This window comes from Pseudomonas violetae (assembly GCF_023072615.1).
In the GTDB taxonomy this organism is placed as follows: domain Bacteria; phylum Pseudomonadota; class Gammaproteobacteria; order Pseudomonadales; family Pseudomonadaceae; genus Aquipseudomonas; species Aquipseudomonas violetae.
On record NZ_JAKNRW010000022.1, the window covers coordinates 24,114 to 43,571 of the forward strand.

General features: G+C 60.4%; 15 protein-coding genes and 1 pseudogene. 8 read left to right on the forward strand and 8 right to left on the reverse strand.

Annotated features, from left to right (window positions below; genetic code table 11):
- Window positions 1–96 precede the first annotated feature (96 nt).
- Entirely contained in the window at window positions 97–915 is an 819-nt protein-coding gene (gene ppsR / locus L9059_RS21180) for a posphoenolpyruvate synthetase regulatory kinase/phosphorylase PpsR (protein WP_247292861.1), read from the reverse strand.
- A 174-nt stretch (window positions 916–1,089) separates the two neighbouring features.
- Here ppsR and ppsA point away from each other — a divergent pair, with 174 nt between their 5' ends.
- From ppsA to L9059_RS21220, 8 genes are all read left to right on the forward strand, one after another.
- Window positions 1,090–3,465 carry a phosphoenolpyruvate synthase gene (gene ppsA / locus L9059_RS21185; RefSeq protein WP_247292862.1) on the forward strand — a complete coding sequence of 792 codons (2,376 nt, stop codon included), beginning with the start codon at window positions 1,090–1,092 and terminating at the stop codon, window positions 3,463–3,465.
- A 174-nt stretch (window positions 3,466–3,639) separates the two neighbouring features.
- The gene (locus L9059_RS21190; protein ID WP_247292863.1) at window positions 3,640–4,629 is read left to right on the forward strand and encodes an alpha/beta fold hydrolase; all 990 of its coding nucleotides are present in this window, start codon (window positions 3,640–3,642) and stop codon (window positions 4,627–4,629) included.
- Between the two features lie 120 nt (window positions 4,630–4,749).
- Entirely contained in the window at window positions 4,750–5,241 is a 492-nt protein-coding gene (gene rraA / locus L9059_RS21195; protein ID WP_045060995.1) for a ribonuclease E activity regulator RraA, read from the forward strand.
- A gap of 27 nt (window positions 5,242–5,268) precedes the next feature.
- Complete coding sequence (locus tag L9059_RS21200) at window positions 5,269–6,264, forward strand: zinc transporter ZntB (protein ID WP_247292864.1); 996 nt, start codon at window positions 5,269–5,271, stop codon at window positions 6,262–6,264.
- Window positions 6,265–6,327: 63 nt separating this feature from the next.
- On the forward strand, window positions 6,328–6,576 hold the full coding sequence (locus L9059_RS21205; protein ID WP_007944521.1) for a hypothetical protein: 249 nt from the start codon (window positions 6,328–6,330) through the stop codon (window positions 6,574–6,576).
- A 2-nt stretch (window positions 6,577–6,578) separates the two neighbouring features.
- Window positions 6,579–7,403: a mechanosensitive ion channel family protein gene (locus L9059_RS21210; protein WP_247292865.1), complete on the forward strand. Its 825-nt coding sequence runs from the start codon at window positions 6,579–6,581 to the stop codon at window positions 7,401–7,403.
- A gap of 88 nt (window positions 7,404–7,491) precedes the next feature.
- Window positions 7,492–8,082, forward strand: coding sequence for an RNA polymerase sigma factor SigX (gene sigX, locus L9059_RS21215; protein WP_237886093.1), 591 nt, complete (start codon window positions 7,492–7,494; stop codon window positions 8,080–8,082).
- A 107-nt stretch (window positions 8,083–8,189) separates the two neighbouring features.
- The gene (locus L9059_RS21220; protein WP_247292866.1) at window positions 8,190–9,224 is read left to right on the forward strand and encodes an OmpA family protein; all 1,035 of its coding nucleotides are present in this window, start codon (window positions 8,190–8,192) and stop codon (window positions 9,222–9,224) included.
- Between the two features lie 70 nt (window positions 9,225–9,294).
- On the opposite strand, the gene cobA is transcribed toward L9059_RS21220, so the two are convergent.
- From cobA to L9059_RS21255, 7 genes and pseudogenes are all read right to left on the reverse strand, one after another.
- Complete coding sequence (cobA, locus tag L9059_RS21225) at window positions 9,295–10,044, reverse strand: uroporphyrinogen-III C-methyltransferase (protein WP_247292867.1); 750 nt, start codon at window positions 10,042–10,044, stop codon at window positions 9,295–9,297.
- A gap of 11 nt (window positions 10,045–10,055) precedes the next feature.
- Window positions 10,056–12,773 (reverse strand): nitrate reductase, encoded by a 2,718-nt coding sequence (locus tag L9059_RS21230; RefSeq protein WP_247292868.1) that lies wholly within the window; start codon window positions 12,771–12,773, stop codon window positions 10,056–10,058.
- Between the two features lie 23 nt (window positions 12,774–12,796).
- Window positions 12,797–14,005, reverse strand: a pseudogene (locus L9059_RS21235) (NAD(P)/FAD-dependent oxidoreductase); the annotation flags it as partial.
- A gap of 275 nt (window positions 14,006–14,280) precedes the next feature.
- On the reverse strand, window positions 14,281–15,951 hold the full coding sequence (locus tag L9059_RS21240) for a bifunctional protein-serine/threonine kinase/phosphatase (RefSeq protein WP_247292869.1): 1,671 nt from the start codon (window positions 15,949–15,951) through the stop codon (window positions 14,281–14,283).
- Between the two features lie 7 nt (window positions 15,952–15,958).
- Window positions 15,959–17,170, reverse strand: a complete 1,212-nt coding sequence (locus L9059_RS21245) for a nitrate/nitrite transporter (RefSeq protein WP_247292870.1) — start codon at window positions 17,168–17,170, stop codon at window positions 15,959–15,961.
- A gap of 263 nt (window positions 17,171–17,433) precedes the next feature.
- Window positions 17,434–18,009, reverse strand: a complete 576-nt coding sequence (locus tag L9059_RS21250) for an ANTAR domain-containing response regulator (RefSeq protein WP_247292871.1) — start codon at window positions 18,007–18,009, stop codon at window positions 17,434–17,436.
- Window positions 18,010–18,025: 16 nt separating this feature from the next.
- On the reverse strand, window positions 18,026–19,234 hold the full coding sequence (locus L9059_RS21255; RefSeq protein ID WP_247292872.1) for a CmpA/NrtA family ABC transporter substrate-binding protein: 1,209 nt from the start codon (window positions 19,232–19,234) through the stop codon (window positions 18,026–18,028).
- Window positions 19,235–19,458 lie beyond the last annotated feature (224 nt).

Genomic DNA, 19,458 nt, shown 5'->3' on the forward strand with positions numbered 1-19,458 from the left:
GCTAGCAGGCTAGCTCCCACAGTTGATCTGTGTGCACCGCAGATTCCCTGTGGGAGCCAGCCTGCTGGCGATGAGGCCGGAACAGGCAATGGAGAATTACTTGAAGCGCCGCTCAACCCCTTTCTCCACCAGGATCTTCGCCGAAATCTCTTCAACCGAAAAATGCGTGGAATTGATGTGCGGGATGTTCTCGCGACGAAACAGGTTTTCGACCTCGCGCACTTCGAATTCGCACTGGGCGTAACTCGAATAGCGGCTGTTGGGCTTGCGCTCGTTGCGGATGGCCGTCAGGCGGTCCGGGTCGATGGTCAGGCCGAACAGCTTGTGCTGGTGAGCGCGCAGGGCGTTGGGCAGTTGCAGGCGTTCCATGTCGTCTTCGGTCAGCGGGTAGTTGGCCGCGCGAATGCCGAATTGCATGGCCATGTACAGGCAGGTCGGGGTCTTGCCGCAGCGCGAGACGCCCACCAGGATCAGGTCGGCCTTATCGTAGTAGTGCGTGCGGGCACCGTCGTCGTTGTCCAGGGCGAAGTTCACCGCCTCGATGCGCTCCATGTAGTTGGAGTTGGTGCCGATCGAATGGGATTTGCCGACGGTGTAGGAAGAATGCTCGGTCAGTTCCTGTTCCAACGGCGCCAGGAAGGTCGAGAAAATGTCGATCATGAAACCATTGGAGGTGGCGAGGATCTCACGAATGTCCTGATTGACGATGGTGTCGAAGATGATCGGCCGGAAGCCGTCGGTTTCGGCGGCTTTGTTGATTTGTTGTACCATGGCCCGCGCTTTATCCACGTTGTCGATGTACGGTCGCGTGAATTTGCTGAAGGTTATGTTTTCGAACTGTGCCAGAAGGCTTTGGCCCAGGGTTTCGGCGGTGATGCCGGTGCCGTCGGAAATAAAGAAAGCAGATCGTTTCATTTGCACCTTGGGCCTTAAGCTAATGATCATTCTTGGATATGATAGGCGCGATTTGTCGGCCGCCAATGGCCCGCATTCTCACTTATTTTCCAGGTCCAGGCCATACAGCCGGAAAACGCCCCTCAGGGCAGCCGGTTTCTGAGCTTTTCCAACACAGTTAGTGGAGAGATCACCTTGGTAGAGTACGTAGTTTCCCTCGATAAGCTCGGCAAACACGATGTTGAGCATGTGGGGGGCAAGAACGCATCCCTGGGCGAGATGATCAGCAATCTTGCAGGTGCCGGTGTTTCGGTGCCCGGTGGCTTCGCCACGACAGCTCAGGCTTATCGTGATTTTCTCGAACTCAGCGGCCTGAACGATCAGATCCACGCCGCCCTCGACGCTCTTGACGTCGACGATGTCAACGCCCTCGCCAAGACCGGCGCCCAGATCCGTAGTTGGATCATGGAAGCCGAGTTCCCCGAGAAGCTCAACGCCGAGATCCGCACCGCGTTCGCCGCGCTGTCGGCCGGCAACCCTGACATGGCCGTGGCCGTGCGCTCTTCCGCGACTGCCGAAGACCTGCCGGATGCATCCTTTGCCGGTCAGCAGGAAACCTTCCTGAACATCCGTGGTGTCGAAAACGTCATTCGCGCCGCCAAAGAGGTGTTCGCTTCGCTGTTCAACGACCGTGCGATTTCCTACCGCGTACACCAGGGCTTCGACCACAAGCTGGTGGCCCTGTCGGCTGGCGTGCAGCGCATGGTCCGTTCCGAAACCGGCACCGCCGGCGTGATGTTCACCCTCGATACCGAATCGGGCTTCCGTGACGTGGTGTTCATCACCGGCGCCTACGGCCTGGGTGAAACCGTCGTACAAGGCGCGGTGAACCCGGATGAGTTCTATGTCCACAAAGGCACGCTGGAGGCGGGTCGTCCGGCCATCCTGCGCCGCAACCTGGGCAGCAAGGCCATCAAGATGATCTACGGCGAAGTCGCCACGGCCGGCAAGTCGGTGAAAACCATCGACGTCGACAAGGCTGATCGCGCGCGTTTCTGCCTCAGCGACGCCGAAGTCAGCGAGCTGGCCAAGCAGGCGATGATCATCGAGAAGCACTACCAGTGCCCGATGGACATCGAGTGGGCCAAAGACGGTGACGACGGCAAGCTCTACATCGTGCAGGCCCGTCCGGAAACCGTGAAGAGCCGTACCCAGGCCAACGTCATGGAACGTTACCTGTTGAAAGAAACCGGCACCGTGCTGGTTGAAGGTCGTGCCATCGGCCAGCGCATCGGCGCGGGCAAGGTGCGCATCATCAAGGACGTGTCCGAGATGGACAAGGTCCAGCCAGGCGACGTACTGGTTTCCGACATGACCGACCCGGACTGGGAACCGGTCATGAAGCGCGCCAGCGCCATCGTCACCAACCGTGGTGGTCGTACCTGCCACGCGGCGATCATCGCTCGCGAACTGGGGATCCCGGCCGTGGTCGGTTGCGGCAACGCCACCCAGCTGTTGAAAGATGGCCAGGGCGTGACCGTTTCCTGCGCGGAAGGCGACACCGGCTACATCTTTGAAGGCGAACTGGGCTTCGACATCAAGAAAAACTCCGTTGATGCCATGCCTGATCTGCCGTTCAAGATCATGATGAACGTCGGCAACCCGGACCGTGCATTCGACTTCGCGCAACTGCCGAACGCCGGTGTGGGCCTGGCCCGTCTGGAATTCATCATCAACCGCATGATCGGCGTGCACCCCAAGGCCCTGTTGAACTACGACGGCCTGCCGCAGGACATCAAGGACAGCGTCGACAAGCGCATCGCCGGTTACAACGATCCGGTCGATTTTTACGTCGACAAGCTGGTTGAAGGCATCAGTACCCTGGCCGCCGCGTTCACCCCGAAAAAGGTCATCGTGCGCTTGTCGGACTTCAAGTCCAACGAATACGCGAACCTGATCGGGGGCAAGCTCTACGAGCCGGAAGAAGAAAACCCGATGCTGGGCTTCCGTGGCGCCTCGCGTTACATCAGCGAGTCGTTCCGTGACTGCTTCGAGCTCGAGTGCCGTGCCCTCAAGCGTGTGCGCAACGAGATGGGCCTGACCAACGTCGAAATCATGGTGCCATTCGTCCGTACCTTGGGCGAGGCGAGCCAGGTGATCGATCTGCTGGCCGAAAATGGCCTGGCCCGCGGCGAGAACGGTCTGCGCATCATCATGATGTGCGAACTGCCATCCAACGCGATCCTCGCTGAAGAGTTCCTCGAGTTCTTCGACGGCTTCTCCATCGGTTCCAACGACCTGACCCAGCTGACCCTGGGTCTGGATCGTGACTCCGGGATCATCGCGCACCTGTTCGACGAGCGTAACCCCGCAGTGAAGAAGCTGCTGGCCAACGCCATCGCCGCGTGCAACAAGGCCGGCAAGTACATCGGCATTTGCGGTCAGGGCCCTTCGGATCACCCGGACCTGGCCAAGTGGCTGATGGAGCAGGGCATCGAAAGCGTTTCGCTGAACCCGGACTCCGTGCTGGAAACCTGGTTCTTCCTGGCGGAAGGCCAAGCATCTGCTTGATTGAGGTGTTGTAGGAGCGAGCTCGCTCGCGAAGGACGTTAACGATGACGCGTTCATCCTGGATAAGCGTGGTGTCCAGAAGTTCTTCGCGAGCAAGCTCGCTCCTACAGATATCGCGTAATTTCATGTAGGGCGGGCTCCTCTGGAAGCCGCCCTTTTTTGTGCAAGAGCATTATGCAAAGCAGCAGCAACCTATTTCCTGTCGCCCTGATCAGCGCCGAACGCCGCGGTGATCTGAGCGAAGACGTCTATCGTTTGAAACCCGCCAACAGCCCTGACGGCACCGTCGAGCTGGCAGTGACGCGCCTCGGCATGGCCGACGAGTCGTCGCAACGCGGTGTGCCGGTCATTCTGTTGCACGGCAGCTTCTCCAACCGCCGATTCTGGTTTTCCCCCAAAGGCCTGGGGCTGGGAGCTTATCTGACCCGCCTCGGTTTTGATGTGTGGATCCCGGAAATGCGCGGCCATGGCCTGTCACAGCGCAACCAGGGTTATCGCCAGAACCGCGTGGCCGACTACGCGCGCTACGATCTGCCGGCCATTGGCGCCTTCGTACGCGAACAGAGTGGCCAGCCTGCACACTGGATAGGTCATTCGCTGGGGGGCATAACCCTGGCGGCGGCGCTGGGCGGCCAGTACATCGACGAGTCGGTGGTGGCGTCTGCCGCATTCTTTGGAACGCAGGTGAGCCGCACCTATTGGCCACTGAAGATTCCCCCGGTGGAGTGGGGCGGGCGCTTCATACTCAAGCGCTTTGCCCAGCTGTCCGGCTCAAGGCTCAAGCGCGGTCCGGAGGACGAGCCGATTGGCCTGGCCCTGGAGAGCATGCGCTGGTACGGCTTGTTCGGGCGCTTTGGCGATGCGGACAAGGATTGGTGGGCTGGATTGGCGGACGTGCAATTGCCGGTGCTGGCCGTCAGCGCCGCGGGTGATCATCAGGACCCGGCCTGGGCCTGTCGCAAGCTGTTCGAGCAGATCGGTTCGGAACACAAGCAGTTCGTCAATCTGGGGCGCGATCAGGGTTTTGCCGATAATTTCGGTCACGTCGAGATGCTCGTCAGCAAAGCCGCGCAAGCTGAAGTGTGGCCGCTGGTTGCGGGCTGGCTGGCGGATCAGCGCACTGCGCTGTTGCCTGGCCAGGCGGATTTAGCCGCAGCAGTCTGAGTGCGATGCTCTATCAAGGGCATTTCGCTCGCACCAGGTTGCGGCTAAGATATGACGCATCAAGCTTTTCCGGTCACTTTGCGACACCTCGATTGTCTTCCTCTCTACAGGAGTTTCTCGATGAACCATTACATCACGCCTGACCTGTGCGACGCCTATCCGGAGCTGGTCCAGGTGCTGGAGCCGATGTTCAGCAATTTTGGTGGCCGTGATTCCTTCGGCGGCGAAATCGTGACCGTCAAGTGCTTCGAAGACAACTCGCGGGTCAAGGAGCAGGTCGAGCTCGAGGGGCATGGCAAAGTGATGGTCGTCGACGGCGGCGGTTCCCTGCGTCACGCATTGCTGGGCGACATGCTGGCCGAGAAGGCCGCGAAGAACGGCTGGGAGGGCCTGGTGATCTACGGCTGCATCCGCGACGTGGATATCATTGCGCAGACCGACTTGGGCGTTCAGGCCCTCGCCAGCCACCCACGCAAGTCCGACCGGCGTGGCGTCGGCGAAATCAACATCCCGGTGACGTTTGCCGGCGTGACCTTTCGCCCTGGCGAATACATCTATGCGGACAACAACGGCGTGATCATCTCGCCGAGCCCGCTGCAGATGCCCGAGTAAAAGCGCACGACCAACTTAGGGGTGAGGATGTTCGAGGAAGACAACGCGCAGTGGGGGCTGGTGCATGCCCTGGTGCTGGATGGTAAAGGCGGTGCGCGTTCGATAGCCCGGACTGAGCTCGATGACTTGCAGTTGCAGGCCCACGAAAGCCTGTGGCTGCACTGGGATCGCAGTCATCCGCAGACCCAGACCTGGCTGCGCAAATATAGCGGCCTGACTGAATTCAGCTGTGATCTGCTGCTTGAGGAGAATACCCGGCCACGACTTTTGTCGCTGCCGGACTCCGAGTTGCTGCTGTTCCTGCGCGGAATCAACCTCAACCCCGGGGCTGAACCGGAAGACATGGTCTCTGTACGCATCTTCGGTTCGGCACAGCGGGTTATTTCCCTGCGACTTCGTCCTTTGCGGGCCACCGATGAATTGCTGGTGCAGCTCGAGGAGGGCAAAGGTCCGAAAACCGCCTCTGAACTCATTCTTTATATGGCGCAGTTCCTCACCAACAAGGTACAGGATCTGGTCAGTTGCCTCTGCGAAGTGGTCGATGAGGAAGAAGAAAAACTGGATGCCGACGAACGGTATACACCCGAGCATGGGGCCGTTTTGCAGATCCGTCGCAGGGCGGCTGCGCTGAAAAGATTCCTGGCGCCCCAACGAGATATTTTCGGCCAACTGACGCGGATCAAATTGCCCTGGTTCGTCGATGACGATGCGGATTACTGGAACGAATTGAACAACAGCCTGACGCGCTATCTCGAAGAACTGGAATTGACCCGGGAGCGGGTGGGGTTGGTCCTCGAGGCCGAAGATCGGCGTTTGAGTGTGCGCATGAACCGCACGATGTATCGCTTTGGAATCATCACCGGGATCTTTTTACCGATGAGTTTCCTGACCGGCCTGTTAGGCATAAACGTTGGCGGAATTCCACTGTCCGCAAGCCCATATGGCTTCCTTGTTGCCTGCCTGATGATGGTCTCGGTGGCGCTCGGGCAATGGTGGTTATTCCGTCGTTTGCGTTGGGTCTGACGATGCGGCATGTGACCCAGTCAAATTTGGCCGCGTCTTTCACAGACATCACGAGAGGTGCGTATGCACGATCCGTTTGAACAGTCTTTGCGCGACATGCTCAACGCATCACCGTCTACCCGGGACGACGATGCGTGCCTTGGGCGTGTATTGAAAACCGCCAACCGCCAGGTCGGCGCCGGTGATCTGTTCAGTCTGCTGGGCCGTTGGTTGCCCGCGCTGATGATCGCCCTGAATAACGGATCGGCCCATGTTTCGCCGGTTTCCCGTCACCGTAAACCTACCGTTCGCACTGCTGATAAGGCTGATTGAATATGGAACTTGATCTCTGGACTCAGAGCCTCGTCACTGCAATGACTGCGTTATGGACCAAGGTTGCAAACTTCATCCCGAACCTCTTTGGCGCACTGGTGGTGCTGCTCCTGGGCTTCGTGGTGGCCAAGCTGCTCGACACGCTGCTCTCCAAACTGCTGGCCAAGCTGGGCCTCGATCGCCTGATGGGCGGCACCGGGTTGACCAAGCTGTTGTCCCGGGCGGGGCTGCAGGTGCCGATCTCGACCTTGATCGGTAAAATCGTCTATTGGTTCGTCCTGCTGATTTTTTTGGTGTCTGCTGCGGAATCTCTTGGGCTCGAGCGAGTCTCATCTACGCTGGACATGCTTGCGCTGTATTTGCCGAAAGTGTTCGGTGCAGCCGCAGTATTGCTGGTAGGGGTGTTGCTGGCGCAACTGGCCAATGGGCTGGTGCGAGGTGCTGCTGAGGGTGTAGGGCTGGATTACGCGGCCGGCCTGGGTCGAATCGCCCAGGGCCTCGTCATCATCATCAGTATTTCGGTGGCGATCAGCCAGTTGGAGGTCAAGACTGACCTGCTCAACCACGTGATCGTGATCGTTTTGATTACCGTTGGTCTGGCCGTAGCGCTTGCCATGGGCTTGGGAAGCCGGGAAATCGCCGGTCAGATTCTTGCGGGAATCTATGTGCGTGAGTTGTATCAGGTTGGGCAACAAGTGCGTGTTGGCGAGGTCGAAGGCCAGATCGAAGAGATCGGCACGGTTAAAACCACATTGCTGACCGACGAGGGTGAGCTAGTCTCTCTCTCCAATCGGATCCTCCTGGAGCAGCATGTGAGTAGCCGCTAACCCGGCAAACCCTGCTAATGTATGCCGCCGCAAATTGCCCTGGAAAGGGCTGCGGCGGACATTGACCTGACTGTCGGCCCGACTTGTTTTGAATAAAGCTCAATCGCTCTCCACGCGCTACGACCCCCGCGAGCTCTCTGATGAGGAGTTGGTCGCGCGCTCGCATACCGAGCTGTTTCACGTAACGCGCGCCTATGAAGAACTGATGCGGCGTTACCAACGAACATTATTTAACGTCTGTGCGAGATATCTTGGGAACGATCGCGACGCAGACGATGTCTGTCAAGAAGTGATGTTGAAGGTGTTGTACGGCCTGAAGAACTTCGAGGGGAAATCGAAGTTCAAGACATGGCTATATAGCATCACGTACAACGAATGCATCACACAGTATCGCAAGGAGCGGCGTAAGCGTCGCTTGATGGACGCTTTGAGTTTGGACCCCCTCGAGGAAGCATCTGAAGAAAAGATGCCCAAACCCGAGGAAAAGGGTGGACTTGATCGCTGGTTGGTGTATGTGAACCCGATTGACCGCGAAATTCTGGTGCTACGTTTTGTCGCAGAGCTGGAATTTCAGGAGATCGCAGACATCATGCACATGGGTTTGAGTGCAACAAAAATGCGTTACAAACGTGCTCTAGATAAATTGCGTGAGAAATTTGCAGGCGTAGCTGAAACTTAGTTCGACGCAAATACCTCTTACGTGTAGGCAAGTTCTGATAGACTTGCCGCCGAGTTGTCCCCCGGTTTGCGGGACTGCTTCACAATCACCAGATGGGGATTTAACGGATGAAACTGAAAAACACCTTGGGCTTGGCCATTGGTTCTCTTATTGCTGCCACTTCGTTCGGCGCACTGGCACAAGGCCAAGGCGCAGTTGAAATCGAAGGCTTCGCTAAGAAAGAACAATTCGACAGCGCTCGTAACTTCAAGAACAACGGCAACCTGTTCGGCGGTTCCGTAGGTTACTTCCTGACCGACGACGTTGAACTGCGTCTGGGCTACGACGAAGTGCACAACGTTCGTTCCAACGACGGCCGTAACATCAAGGGCGCCAACACCGCTCTGGACGCTCTGTACCACTTCAACAACCCAGGCGACATGGTTCGTCCATACGTATCGGCTGGTTTCTCTGATCAGAGCATCGGTCAGAACGGCTCGAGCGGTCGTAACCGTTCCACCTTCGCCAACGTTGGCGGCGGTGCCAAGCTGTACTTCACCGAGAACTTCTACGCCCGTGCTGGCGTTGAAGCTCAATACAACATCGACCAGGGCGACACCGAGTGGGCTCCTAGCGTCGGTATCGGTGTGAACTTCGGTGGCGGCTCCAAGCCTGCAGCTGCTCCAGTTCCAGCACCAGCTGAAGTCTGCTCCGACAGCGACAACGATGGCGTTTGCGACAACGTTGACAAGTGCCCAGACACCCCAGCCAACGTAACTGTTGATGCTGACGGCTGCCCTGCAGTTGCTGAAGTTGTTCGTGTAGAATTGGACGTTAAGTTCGATTTCGACAAATCTGTTGTTAAAACCGACAGCTACGGCGACATCAAGAACCTGGCTGACTTCATGAAGCAGTACCCATCGACCAGCACCACTGTTGAAGGTCACACTGACTCCGTCGGTCCTGACGCTTACAACCAGAAACTGTCCGAGCGTCGTGCAAACGCCGTTAAGCAAGTTCTGACCAACCAGTACGGTGTTGAGTCGTCCCGCGTTCAGTCTGTTGGCTACGGCGAATCCCGCCCAGTTGCTGACAACGCTACTGACGCTGGCCGTGCTGTAAACCGTCGCGTAGAAGCGCAGGTTGAAGCTCAAGCTAAGTAATTAGCTCGCAGCTCTGGAAAAGCCCGGCCTAGGCCGGGCTTTTCTTTGCCTGCGATTTGAGTTGCACGGCTCAACGCAGGGCCCTGTAGGCACTCCCCGAGGCTGCGATCTTTTGATTTTCCGCCACAGCGCCGATCACCAGGATCGCCGGGCTTTTCAGTTCGAACGCGCTGGCATCCTGGTCCATGGTGCTCAGGTCGCTGCGGCATTCACGCTGATGGGGCAGTGAGGCGTTTTCGATCATGGCCACCGGCGTATCCAGGGCCATCCCGCCGGCAAGCAGTTGCTCACGGATCTCGCCCAGCTTTGCCACCCCCATGTATACCACCAGGGTGGTACCCCCTTGGGCCAGCGCCTGCCAGTTCAGGCTGCTGCCGTCCTGGGTATGGGCCGTCACCAGGGTCACGCCGCGGGCAACTCCGCGCAGGGTCAGCGAAATGTCGCACTGCGTCGCCCCAGCCAGCCCGGCCGTAATGCCGTTAACCAGTTCAACCTCCACCCCCCGCTCGCGCAGCCACTGCGCTTCCTCACCGCCGCGCCCGAAAATGCACGGGTCACCGCCTTTGAGCCTTACCACGCACTTGCCCTGGCGCGCATAACGCAACATCAGGCGATGGATGAACGCCTGGGGCGTGGAGCGACAGCCGCCGCGCTTGCCCACGGCAATGATTCGCGCCTGGGGGCAATGCTCCAGGACCGCATCGTTGACCAGGTCGTCGATCAGCACCACATCGGCCTCGCACAGGGCGCGTACCGCTTTGAGAGTCAACAGTTCCGGGTCGCCGGGACCTGCGCCCACCAGCCAGACTTTTGCGCTCATAGTGTTTTTCCTCATGAGATAACGGCGATCGGCCGCGCCGTGGCGGCCAGCAGTCGCTTGATTTCCGGGACGCACGAACCGCACTGCGTGCCGCAACCCAATTCCTGTTTAAGGCCCTGCAAGTCCAGGCCGCGGCCAATGCCAGCGCAGACCGCGTTGTGACTGACGTTGCGGCAGTTACACAGGGTTTTATTGCCCGGGCCAATGGCGGCGCCATCGCCGGGTGGTGCACTCAAGGGTGCAAGCATCCAGCGCCGCAGTTGTTCGGTGGCACGCCCTTCCAGCCACAGGTTTTGCAGCCAGTGCTGGGCCAGGGTTTCTCCGGCCAGGCGGATGGCGATGATCCTGCCGTTGTCGATACGCACCCGTTTGCCGATCGAGCGCCGCTCGTCGTCGTAGGTCAGCACAGCGCCCGCTTCCAGGCCCAGGCATTGGTCGATGTCGTGCAATAGCTGGCGGTCGGGCGCCGAGGCGCTGGCAGCGCGTATAAGCAGTGCCGGGCGCTCGCGGCCAGCGAGACTTAGACTCGCGTAGGAAAATTCCTCGCAGAGGGGTCTCAAGCGCTCAAAATGCTGTTGAACATCGCCTTCGACCAGGGCGAAAAGCTGCCACGGCAGTTCTACCGGTTCAATGCGGACTGCGCTGTGCTTCAGTTCAGGCTGCTTCGACAAGGGGTCGAAGGCCGGTTGAGTCAGTGTATTTACACCACCTTTGAGAAACCGGTCGCCCCAGTGCATCGGTAAAAACGCCTGGCCCGGCCGCACGTTCTCGTCAGGGGTGACCGGCAGAATCACCGCGCCGCGCCGACTCTCCAGGCTGATCAGGGCGCCCGGCTGCAAGCGATAGCGGCGTAGCTCATCCGGGTGCAGGCTCAACACCGCTTCACTGACGTGACCGAACAGCTGCGCCGCGGTGCCGGTGCGGCTCATGCCGTGCCATTGGTCGCGCAGGCGCCCGGTGATCAGGGTCAGGGGAAACCGCGCATCCCGTTGCTCCTTGGCGGCGCAATAAGGGTCGGCGATGAATTGGGCGCGACCGTTGTCGGTCGGGAATATCCCGTGACCGTAGAGTCGCGCCGTGCCTTGGCTGGCACCAGGCGGGAAGGGCCATTGCTGCGGGCCGATCTGGTCGATCAAGGCATGGCTGAGCCCAGACAGGTCCAGATCGCGGCCTTGGGTCAGCAGCTTGTACTCGTCAAAGATCTGCGCCGCCGTGTCGAAGGCAAACAGGCTGGCCTGCTGTGGGCGCAGATGTTTTTCCAAGCGGCGTGCGAAATCCAGCGTAATGGCCCAGTCGGGCCGGGCTTCGCCAGGTGCGACGACGGCCTGGCGCACGTGGGAAATGCGCCGTTCGGAGTTGGTCACCGTGCCATCCTTCTCCCCCCAGCTGGCGGCAGGCAGTAACAGGTCGGCGAAGGGCGCGGTTTCCGTCGTGCGAAAAGCTTCCTGCAACACCACGAACGGGCACGCTTGCAAGGCTTCGCGCACGGCGGTCTGGTCAGGCAACGATTGCGCGGGGTTGGTGCAGGCGATCCACAAGGCTTTGATCCGGCCACTGCGGACCTGCTCGAACAGCTCGATCGCGGTCAGCCCGGTGCTGTTTGGAAGTTGCTCAACGCCCCAATAGGTTGCCACTTCCTCACGATGCTCGGCATTGGCGGCATCGCGATGGCCCGGCAGCAGGTTCGACAGGCTGCCGGTTTCGCGCCCGCCCATGGCATTGGGCTGACCGGTCAGCGAGAAAGGTCCTGCACCGGGACGGCCGATTTGCCCGGTGGCCAGGTGCAGGTTGATCAGCGCGCTATTCTTGGCGCTGCCCGCCGTGGACTGGTTCAACCCCATGCACCACAGCGAGAGGAAACTCGCCGAAGTGCCGACCCACTGCGCACACTGCTGCAGCTGTTCGAGACTGATCGCGCACAGTTGCGCGACCATTTGCGGGGTGTAGTCGCGCACCAGGTTTTCAAGCTCTGGCAGGCCTTGGGTATGCGCCTTGATAAAGTCGTGATCGACCCAGTCTTCCCACAGCAGCAGGTGCAGGATCCCATGGAACAGGGCGACATCGCTGCCAGGCTGTATCGCCAGGTGCAGGTCCGCCAGGTCGCAGGTGTCGGTACGACGTGGGTCGATAACGATGACTTTCATCTGCGGTCGGCGGGATTTGGCTTCTTCCAGGCGCCGGAAAAGTACCGGGTGGGCGTAGGCCATGTTGCTGCCGACGATCATCACGCAATCACTCGACTCCAGGTCTTCGTAGCTGCAAGGCGGGGCGTCTGCGCCCAGGCTGCGCTTGTAGCCGACCACCGCCGACGACATGCACAGGCGTGAGTTGCTGTCGATGTTGTTGGTGCCTACCAGCGCTCGCGCCAGCTTGTTGAAGCTGTAGTAATCCTCGGTCAGCAATTGCCCGGAGATGTAGAACGCTACGCTGTCCGGGCCGTGCTCGGCGAGGGTGCGGGCAAATACGCTGGCGGCGTGATCGAGGGCGGTGTCCCAGTCGGTGCGGCTGCGTGCCAGGGATTTGCCCAGGCGCAGTTCCGGGTACAGCGCTCGTGCCGCCAGGTCTCCCGTCAGGTGCAGGGTCGAGCCCTTGCTGCACAATTTGCCGAAGTTGGCGGGATGCGCCGGATCGCCGCTGACGCCGAGGATGCGCTCGCCGTCATGTTCGATCAGCACGCCGCAGCCGACCCCGCAGTAGCAGCAGGTTGAAGCGGTGATCTGGTGGTCCATCAGCTTGCCTCCCGCAGGGCCGGCAAGCAGGCGTCGCCGAACATCAGGTGGTCACGGATTTGCTCAATGTTGTGATTCTCACGGATCTGGTGGAAATACCAGGCGCTGTCTGCGGTATCGCCGTACAAGCAGGCGCCGACGAGGACGTCGTCCTTGATCAGCAGTTTCTTGTAGATCCCGCCAATCGGGTCGGACAGGGTGATGGTCTCGGTGCCTTCGCCGCCCATGAAATCACCCGCGGAAAACAGATCGATGCCGGTGACCTTTAATTGGGTCGAGGTCACTGAGCCCTTGTAGGTGGCGAAGCCCAGCTGGGCCAGGTGGTTGGCGCAGACCTTGGCCTGTTCGAACAGCGGCGCGACCAAGCCGTAGGCGGTGCCCCGATGGCTGGCGCACTCGCCGATCGCATAGATGCGCGGGTCGTAGGTTTGCAGGGTGTCGTTGACCAGGATTCCGCGGCTGCAGGGGATACCGGCGTGCTCCGCCAGCTCGGTGCTGGGCCGAATGCCCGCGGCCATCACCACCAGATCGGCAGGGATCACGTCACCGTTCTTGAATTGCACCGAGCCGACCCGGCCATTGCCGGCATCGTGCAGTGACTGGGTCTGTTCGCGCAGGCGAAAGTGCAGGCCGCGGCCTTCGAGGGCGGTCTGCAGCAGCTGGCCGCTGGTTTTATCCAGCTGGCGTTCCAGCAGCCACTCGCCGATGTGCACCACGGTGACATGCATGCCGCGCAGCATCAGGCCGTTGGCCGCTTCAAGGCCGAGCAGTCCACCGCCGATGACCACGGCATGGGTGTGGGTCTTGGCGGTGTTGATCATCGCCTGGGTATCGGTAATGTCGCGGTAGCCGATCACGCCCTGCAGGGTGTTGCCCGGAATCGGCAGGATAAAAGGCGTCGAGCCGGTGGCGATCAGCAGGCGGTCGTACTCGGCTTCGGTGCCGTCATCGGCGATCACCCGGCGCCTGATCCGGTCGATCTGCACCACTTTGCGGTTAAGCAACAGCTTGATGTTGTTGTCGTGGTACCAGTCGAGGTCGTTGAGCACGATCTCCTCGAATGTCTGCTCGCCCGCGAGTACTGGGGACAGCAGGATGCGGTTGTAGTTGGTATAGGGTTCCGCGCCAAAGACGGTGATGTCGTACAGATCGTTGCTCAGCTTGAGCAGTTCTTCCAGGGTGCGCACCCCGGCCATGCCATTGCCGATCAACACCAGTTTCAATTTTTTCATCAGGTTCTCCGGCGTCTTCGAGAAATTTCGCGCAAATAAAAAAGGCGTCCCGCTAGTTGCCTAGCGAGGACGCCTTTGTCCTTGTCCCGTTCTATCGGGAAGCGCAGCCCTCTTCGTTGAGGATGGGCTATATGTCTGTTGGGAGAGGTAATGCAGTGGTTGTGCCAAAGTCGTCAGGCTGCGGACTTGATGGAGTAAATAATGTGTTTTTTTCAGAACGTCCGATTTGTTGCACCGAATGAATGCGCATCGCCCGGTAATGGCGCACCCCGGTATCAGCCCTGCAACACTAAAACCAACAGCACCACATTCACCAGCAGCGACACCAACGCCATGGTCCGCCAGACCTTCACCGGCTCGCGCTCCAGCAACGGCCTGGGCCGCACGCTCAAGCTGCGTCGCTCGCCCTGTTCCAGAACCAGCAACCATTCTTCCGCCGTTTCAAACCGCTGTGCCGGCTCCGCCGCAACCGACCGCTCCAGGCTTTGCGCGATCCACTCCGACAGGTCCGGGCGGTAGCGACTGGCGCTGACGGGCACGCCAAAGCGCGGGCGCTGGAACGCTTCGATCTCGCCTTGGGGAAAGTGTCCGGTCAGCAGGAAATACAAGGTCACGCCGACCGAATAGAGGTCCTGTTGTGGGGTCGGTGCAGCACCGCCAAAGGCTTCCGGCGCAATGTAGCTCGGGGTGCCGGGCAGGGCGCAAAGCGGGTCTTCGGACAAGCCCGGGCAATATGCGAGACCAAAATCCAGCAGGCGCAGCTCGCCATCGTCGCCCAGCAGCAGGTTCTCGGGCTTTATGTCGCGATGCAGGATCTGCCGGCGATGCAGCATGCCGACTGCGCGCAACAGGCGCTCGGCCAGGTCCAGCCATTGAGCCAGCGGCAGCGGTCCAACATTGGCGTACAACTCGGCGAGGGTCGAGCCGGAATATTCACGCATCACGTAGTACAAATGCTGACGCTGACTGGCGGGATGGACTTCAGGAAAGTGCCGCCCGGCGACCCGCTTGAGAAACCATTCCTCTGCCAGCAGTGACTGCCCGGCCTGGGGGTCGTCGTGCAGCCGCCCGGGCAGGGTTTTCAGCAGCCAGGGTTGTTGCTGCCCGTCATGCACCCGGTAGAGCAGCGACTGCTGGCTCTGCCCGAGAACCCCGTCGATATGCCAGCCTTCAAAAATCTGCCCCGGCTTTAGCGCTGGCGGCAGTGGCCACTGCCGCACATGCACCAGCGCATCGCCGATGCTGGTTTCGCCCAAGGCGTCCACCCGCACCAGTAATGCACTGGCGTTGTCCTGGCTGCCCGCCAGGTGCGCGGCACTGACCAAGGTTTGCGCGGCGCTGTGCAAGTCCGGTTGATCGCGCAGGATCGCCGCGATGGCCGTGTCGCCCAACACTGCCCAGACGCCGTCGCTCAGTAGTACAAAGCTCTCATCCAGGCGCAACTCGCCATCGAGAAAATCCAGCACCAGATGCTGATCCAGGCCCATGGCACGCTTGAGCACATGCTGCATGCCGGGCTGGTCCCAGACATGATCCTCGCTGATGCGCTGCAACTGGCCGGCATGCCAGCGATACACCCGGCAATCCCCCACGTGCGCCAGGGTGAAGCGCCGGCCGCGTAATACCAGGGCGCTGACGGTGGTCAGCAGCGGTTGCCCGCCGCCATTGGCCTGCAGCCAGCGGTTCTGCGCCAGCAGCAGGCGATCCAGTGCCTGGGCAACCGCCCAGGTTTGCGGAGTCGCATAGTAATCCAGCGCCAGCGCCTGCAAGGTCGAACGGGCAGCGAGCCCTCCGTCGGCGCATTGGCTGACGCCGTCGGCAATCGCGAACAGATAGCCTTTGCTCGCGGCCAGTGCCGGAGCCGGCGCCACCAGGCGCAGGGCGTCCTGGTTTTCCTCCCGCGGGCCGATGGCGCTGGCTTCGGCGAAACTCAGCTGCAGGCTCATTGCGGGTTCAGACCCGTGCGGCGGTGACAGCGGCAGAACCCCAGGTGGTTCTCCAGCGACGTTTGACGCCATGCAGGCCGAACCAGGCCAGCACACCCAGGCTGGCGAATAACCACAACGCCAGCTGGTAACTGCCGGTACTTTGCTTGATGGCACCCATGCCGGCAGCCAGGGCAAAGCCGCCAATGCCGCCCGCCATGCCGATCAAGCCAGTCATTACGCCGATTTCCCGACGAAAACGTTGCGGCACCAGTTGGAAAACCGCGCCGTTACCGGCCCCCAGACCGAGCATGGTGCAGACGAAAAGTGCCAGGGCTGCGTAGGAACTTGGCAGGTTAAAGCCGACTGCTGCGATACACACGGCCGCCACGGTATACATCGCCAGCAGCGTGCGAATCCCGCCGAAACGGTCGGCCAGCGCACCGCCCAAAGGCCGCATCAGGCTGCCGCCGAACACGCAGGCGCCAGTGTAATAACCGGCAGTGACCGGACTCAGTCCGTATTGATCGTTGAAGTAGCCGGGCAGTGCACTGGCCAGGCCGATGAAGCCGCCGAATGTCACGCTGTAGAAGAACATGAACCACCAGCTGTCGCGATCGCCCAGGGCCTTGAAGTAGTCGGTTACCGACTTGGCTTTTGGTCGCTCCGGGGCGTTTTTGGCCAGCCAGGTAAAGACGATGAGGGTCAGGATCAACGGAATCAAGGCGAAGCCGAACACGTTGCTCCAGCCGAACGCAGCCGCCAGTACCGGGGCGATCAATGCGGCCAGCACCGTGCCGGAATTGCCTGCACCGGCGATACCCATCGCTTTGCCTTGATGTTGCGGTGGATACCACTGCGAAGCCAGCGGCAGGGCAACGGCAAACGACGCGCCGGCCATGCCGAGGAACAGCCCGAGCAACAACGCTTGTTCGTAGCTGTGGATGCCGTGCTTCCAGGCCACGAACAGGGCGCAAATGACAATTATCTGACCAATGATCCCGGCAGTTTTTGGCGAAAGGCGATCCGCCAGCATGCCCATGATGAAGCGCAGTAATGCACCCGCCAGAATAGGCGTGGCCACTACCAGGCCGCGCTGCTGAGTGGTCAGTTGCAGGTCGGTCGCTATTTGTACGGCCAGCGGGCCGAGCAGGTACCAAACCATGAAACTCAGGTCGAAATAGAGGAACGCCGCGAACAGAGTCGGGGTATGACCGGATTTCCAGAAGCTTGAATTCATCGCGCACCTCAGCTGTGAAGAGTCTCGAATGGGAGTCGTGAGCTAGCAGATGGGGCGCCTTGACGGCCGCACCACCGACCCCGTGCTGTGGGGCCAAAACGAAAAAACGCCGCTACCGGATTTGCCAGGGGCAAATGTGGTGAGCGACGTCTTTGTCGTAGGTGGGGCAACCGCCGTTGGTTACCTGTGATGAATACTTAGCCAGATTTGTGCCAACCAGTGAGATCGAGTTGAAGCCAGCCGCGAGCAGCCACAAAAGGCCCTCAGCCCAGCAACTCACTCATCGCAATAATCTGCTCCGCCACCTGAATCAGCTTCTGCTGCCGGCTCATCGCCTGTCGGCGCATCAGGGTGTAAGCCTCCCCTTCGTTGCAGTCTTTCATCTTCATCAACAACCCCTTGGCCAGCTCAATGCGCTTGCGTTCAGCCAGTTGCTGGTCGCGGGCATGCAATTGAGCGCGCAGTGCCTGGTCACTTTCGAAACGTGCCATGGCCACGTCGAGAATCGGCTGCAAACGCTGTGCATGAATACCTTCGACAATGTAGGCACTGACCCCAGACTTGATCGCCTGGCGCATCACGCCCGGGTCGTGCTCGTCGGTGAACATCACGATTGGCCTCGGCTGATCACGGCTCACCAGCACCACCTGCTCCATGACATCGCGGCTGGGTGACTCGGTATCGATCAGGATCACGTCCGGATGCACCGTTTCGACGCGTGCGGGCAGGTCGATGGTCAGGCCGGACTCGTCGATGACCTCGAAGCCGGCTTCGGTCAAGGCGGCCTTTAGGCGTCCGACTTTTTTCGCGGTGTCGTTGATCAGCAGGATACGCAACATGTTCGCAACCTCCTGTTCAGCGGCTGGCGAGTAGAGAGGGATCGTTCAGGGCATGTAACTTGAAACTGCGCGCATACCCGGCCGGGTCCGAGCCGTCCCAGACCTTGCCGTCGATCAACTGGCTGCGGCGCATGTCCCCAGGCTGGCTGGCGACTCCCACCGCGCTGGCGGCTTCACGGTACAACGCCAGCTGCTGAACCTGCCGGGCGACCGCGAGGTAATCCGGATCGTCGCGCAGCAACCCCCAGCGGCGGAATTGGGTCATAAACCACAGGCCGTCGGACAGATAAGGCAGGTTGACCTCGCCAGCGCCATGGAAACGCAGGGCGTGCGGGTCCTGCCAGCGATTGCCAAGCCCATCGGCGTAGTCGCCCAGCAACCTCGGTTCGATGCAGTCGAGCGGCGCATCGAGGTATTGCGCAGCACTGAGCAATTGCGCGGTGCTGCTACGGTTCTCGCTGCTGGCCTCGATAAAGCGACTGGCCTCGAGAATCGCCATGACCAGGGCGCGTGCGGTATTGGGATACTGCTCGACGAAGGCGCGGGTGCAGCCCAGGACTTTCTCCGGGTGATCGGGCCAGATTGCCTGAGTGGTCGCCAGGGTAAATCCCAGATTCTGTTTCACCGCGCTGGCGGACCAGGGCTCGCCCACGCAAAAGCCGTCGATGCGCCCCGCCTGCAGGTGCGCGACCATCTGCGGTGGGGGCACCACCACGCTGTCGACGTCCTGCAATGGATGGATACCTTGGCTTGCCAGCCAGTAGTACAGCCACATGGCGTGAGTGCCGGTAGGAAATGTCTGGGCAAAAGTCAGTCGTGGGCGGCTTTGGTGCACATGGCGATTCAGTGCCTCAGGACTGGTCACGCCAAGTGCCTGCAGCCCGGGGGAGAGGTTGATGCTCTGGCCATTCTGGTTCAGGCCCATAAGCACAGCCATATCGGTGGCGGCGCTGCCGCCTATGCCAAGGTGAACCGCGTACACGAGGCCGTACAGGCTATGGGCGGCATCCAGTTCGCCGCTGACCAGCTTGTCGCGCAGATTGGCCCAGGACGACTGGCGCTTGAGGTTGAGGGTCAGGCCGTATGGCTGGGCGAAACCCTGGGTGGCGGCAACGACCACGGAGGCGCAGTCGCTCAGGGCCATGAAGCCGAGGTTGATTTCGGTTTTTTCCGGCGCATCGCTGCCATTGACCCAGGCCAACGGCCCGGCGGAGGGTTCATTCATCGACTGTGCACCTTTGAAAAAAAAGACGCCGCCCCCGGTCCATGCGCTAGCAGAGCCGGGTGGCGACGTCATTGTCCTTGCGCTCATGTCCGACGTTGGTCCGAGCGCTGATGGAAATATTGGTGCAAGGCATATGCCATCGACCATCAGCTTTTCATCAGGATTCAACCCGCTGCGTGACTCATCCTGCCGCGATCATCCAATGGCTAAAAGGATAAGCGCTG

Coding starts and splice junctions, on each gene's coding strand:
- ppsR (WP_247292861.1), bottom strand. CDS start 915: ATGAAACGATCTGCTTTCTTTATTTCCGACGGCACCGGCATCACCGCC.
- L9059_RS21190 (WP_247292863.1), top strand. CDS start 3,640: ATGCAAAGCAGCAGCAACCTATTTCCTGTCGCCCTGATCAGCGCCGAA.
- rraA (WP_045060995.1), top strand. CDS start 4,750: ATGAACCATTACATCACGCCTGACCTGTGCGACGCCTATCCGGAGCTG.
- L9059_RS21200 (WP_247292864.1), top strand. CDS start 5,269: ATGTTCGAGGAAGACAACGCGCAGTGGGGGCTGGTGCATGCCCTGGTG.
- L9059_RS21205 (WP_007944521.1), top strand. CDS start 6,328: ATGCACGATCCGTTTGAACAGTCTTTGCGCGACATGCTCAACGCATCA.
- L9059_RS21210 (WP_247292865.1), top strand. CDS start 6,579: ATGGAACTTGATCTCTGGACTCAGAGCCTCGTCACTGCAATGACTGCG.
- L9059_RS21220 (WP_247292866.1), top strand. CDS start 8,190: ATGAAACTGAAAAACACCTTGGGCTTGGCCATTGGTTCTCTTATTGCT.
- cobA (WP_247292867.1), bottom strand. CDS start 10,044: ATGAGCGCAAAAGTCTGGCTGGTGGGCGCAGGTCCCGGCGACCCGGAA.
- L9059_RS21230 (WP_247292868.1), bottom strand. CDS start 12,773: ATGGACCACCAGATCACCGCTTCAACCTGCTGCTACTGCGGGGTCGGC.
- L9059_RS21240 (WP_247292869.1), bottom strand. CDS start 15,951: ATGAGCCTGCAGCTGAGTTTCGCCGAAGCCAGCGCCATCGGCCCGCGG.
- L9059_RS21245 (WP_247292870.1), bottom strand. CDS start 17,170: ATGAATTCAAGCTTCTGGAAATCCGGTCATACCCCGACTCTGTTCGCG.
- L9059_RS21250 (WP_247292871.1), bottom strand. CDS start 18,009: ATGTTGCGTATCCTGCTGATCAACGACACCGCGAAAAAAGTCGGACGC.
- L9059_RS21255 (WP_247292872.1), bottom strand. CDS start 19,234: ATGAATGAACCCTCCGCCGGGCCGTTGGCCTGGGTCAATGGCAGCGAT.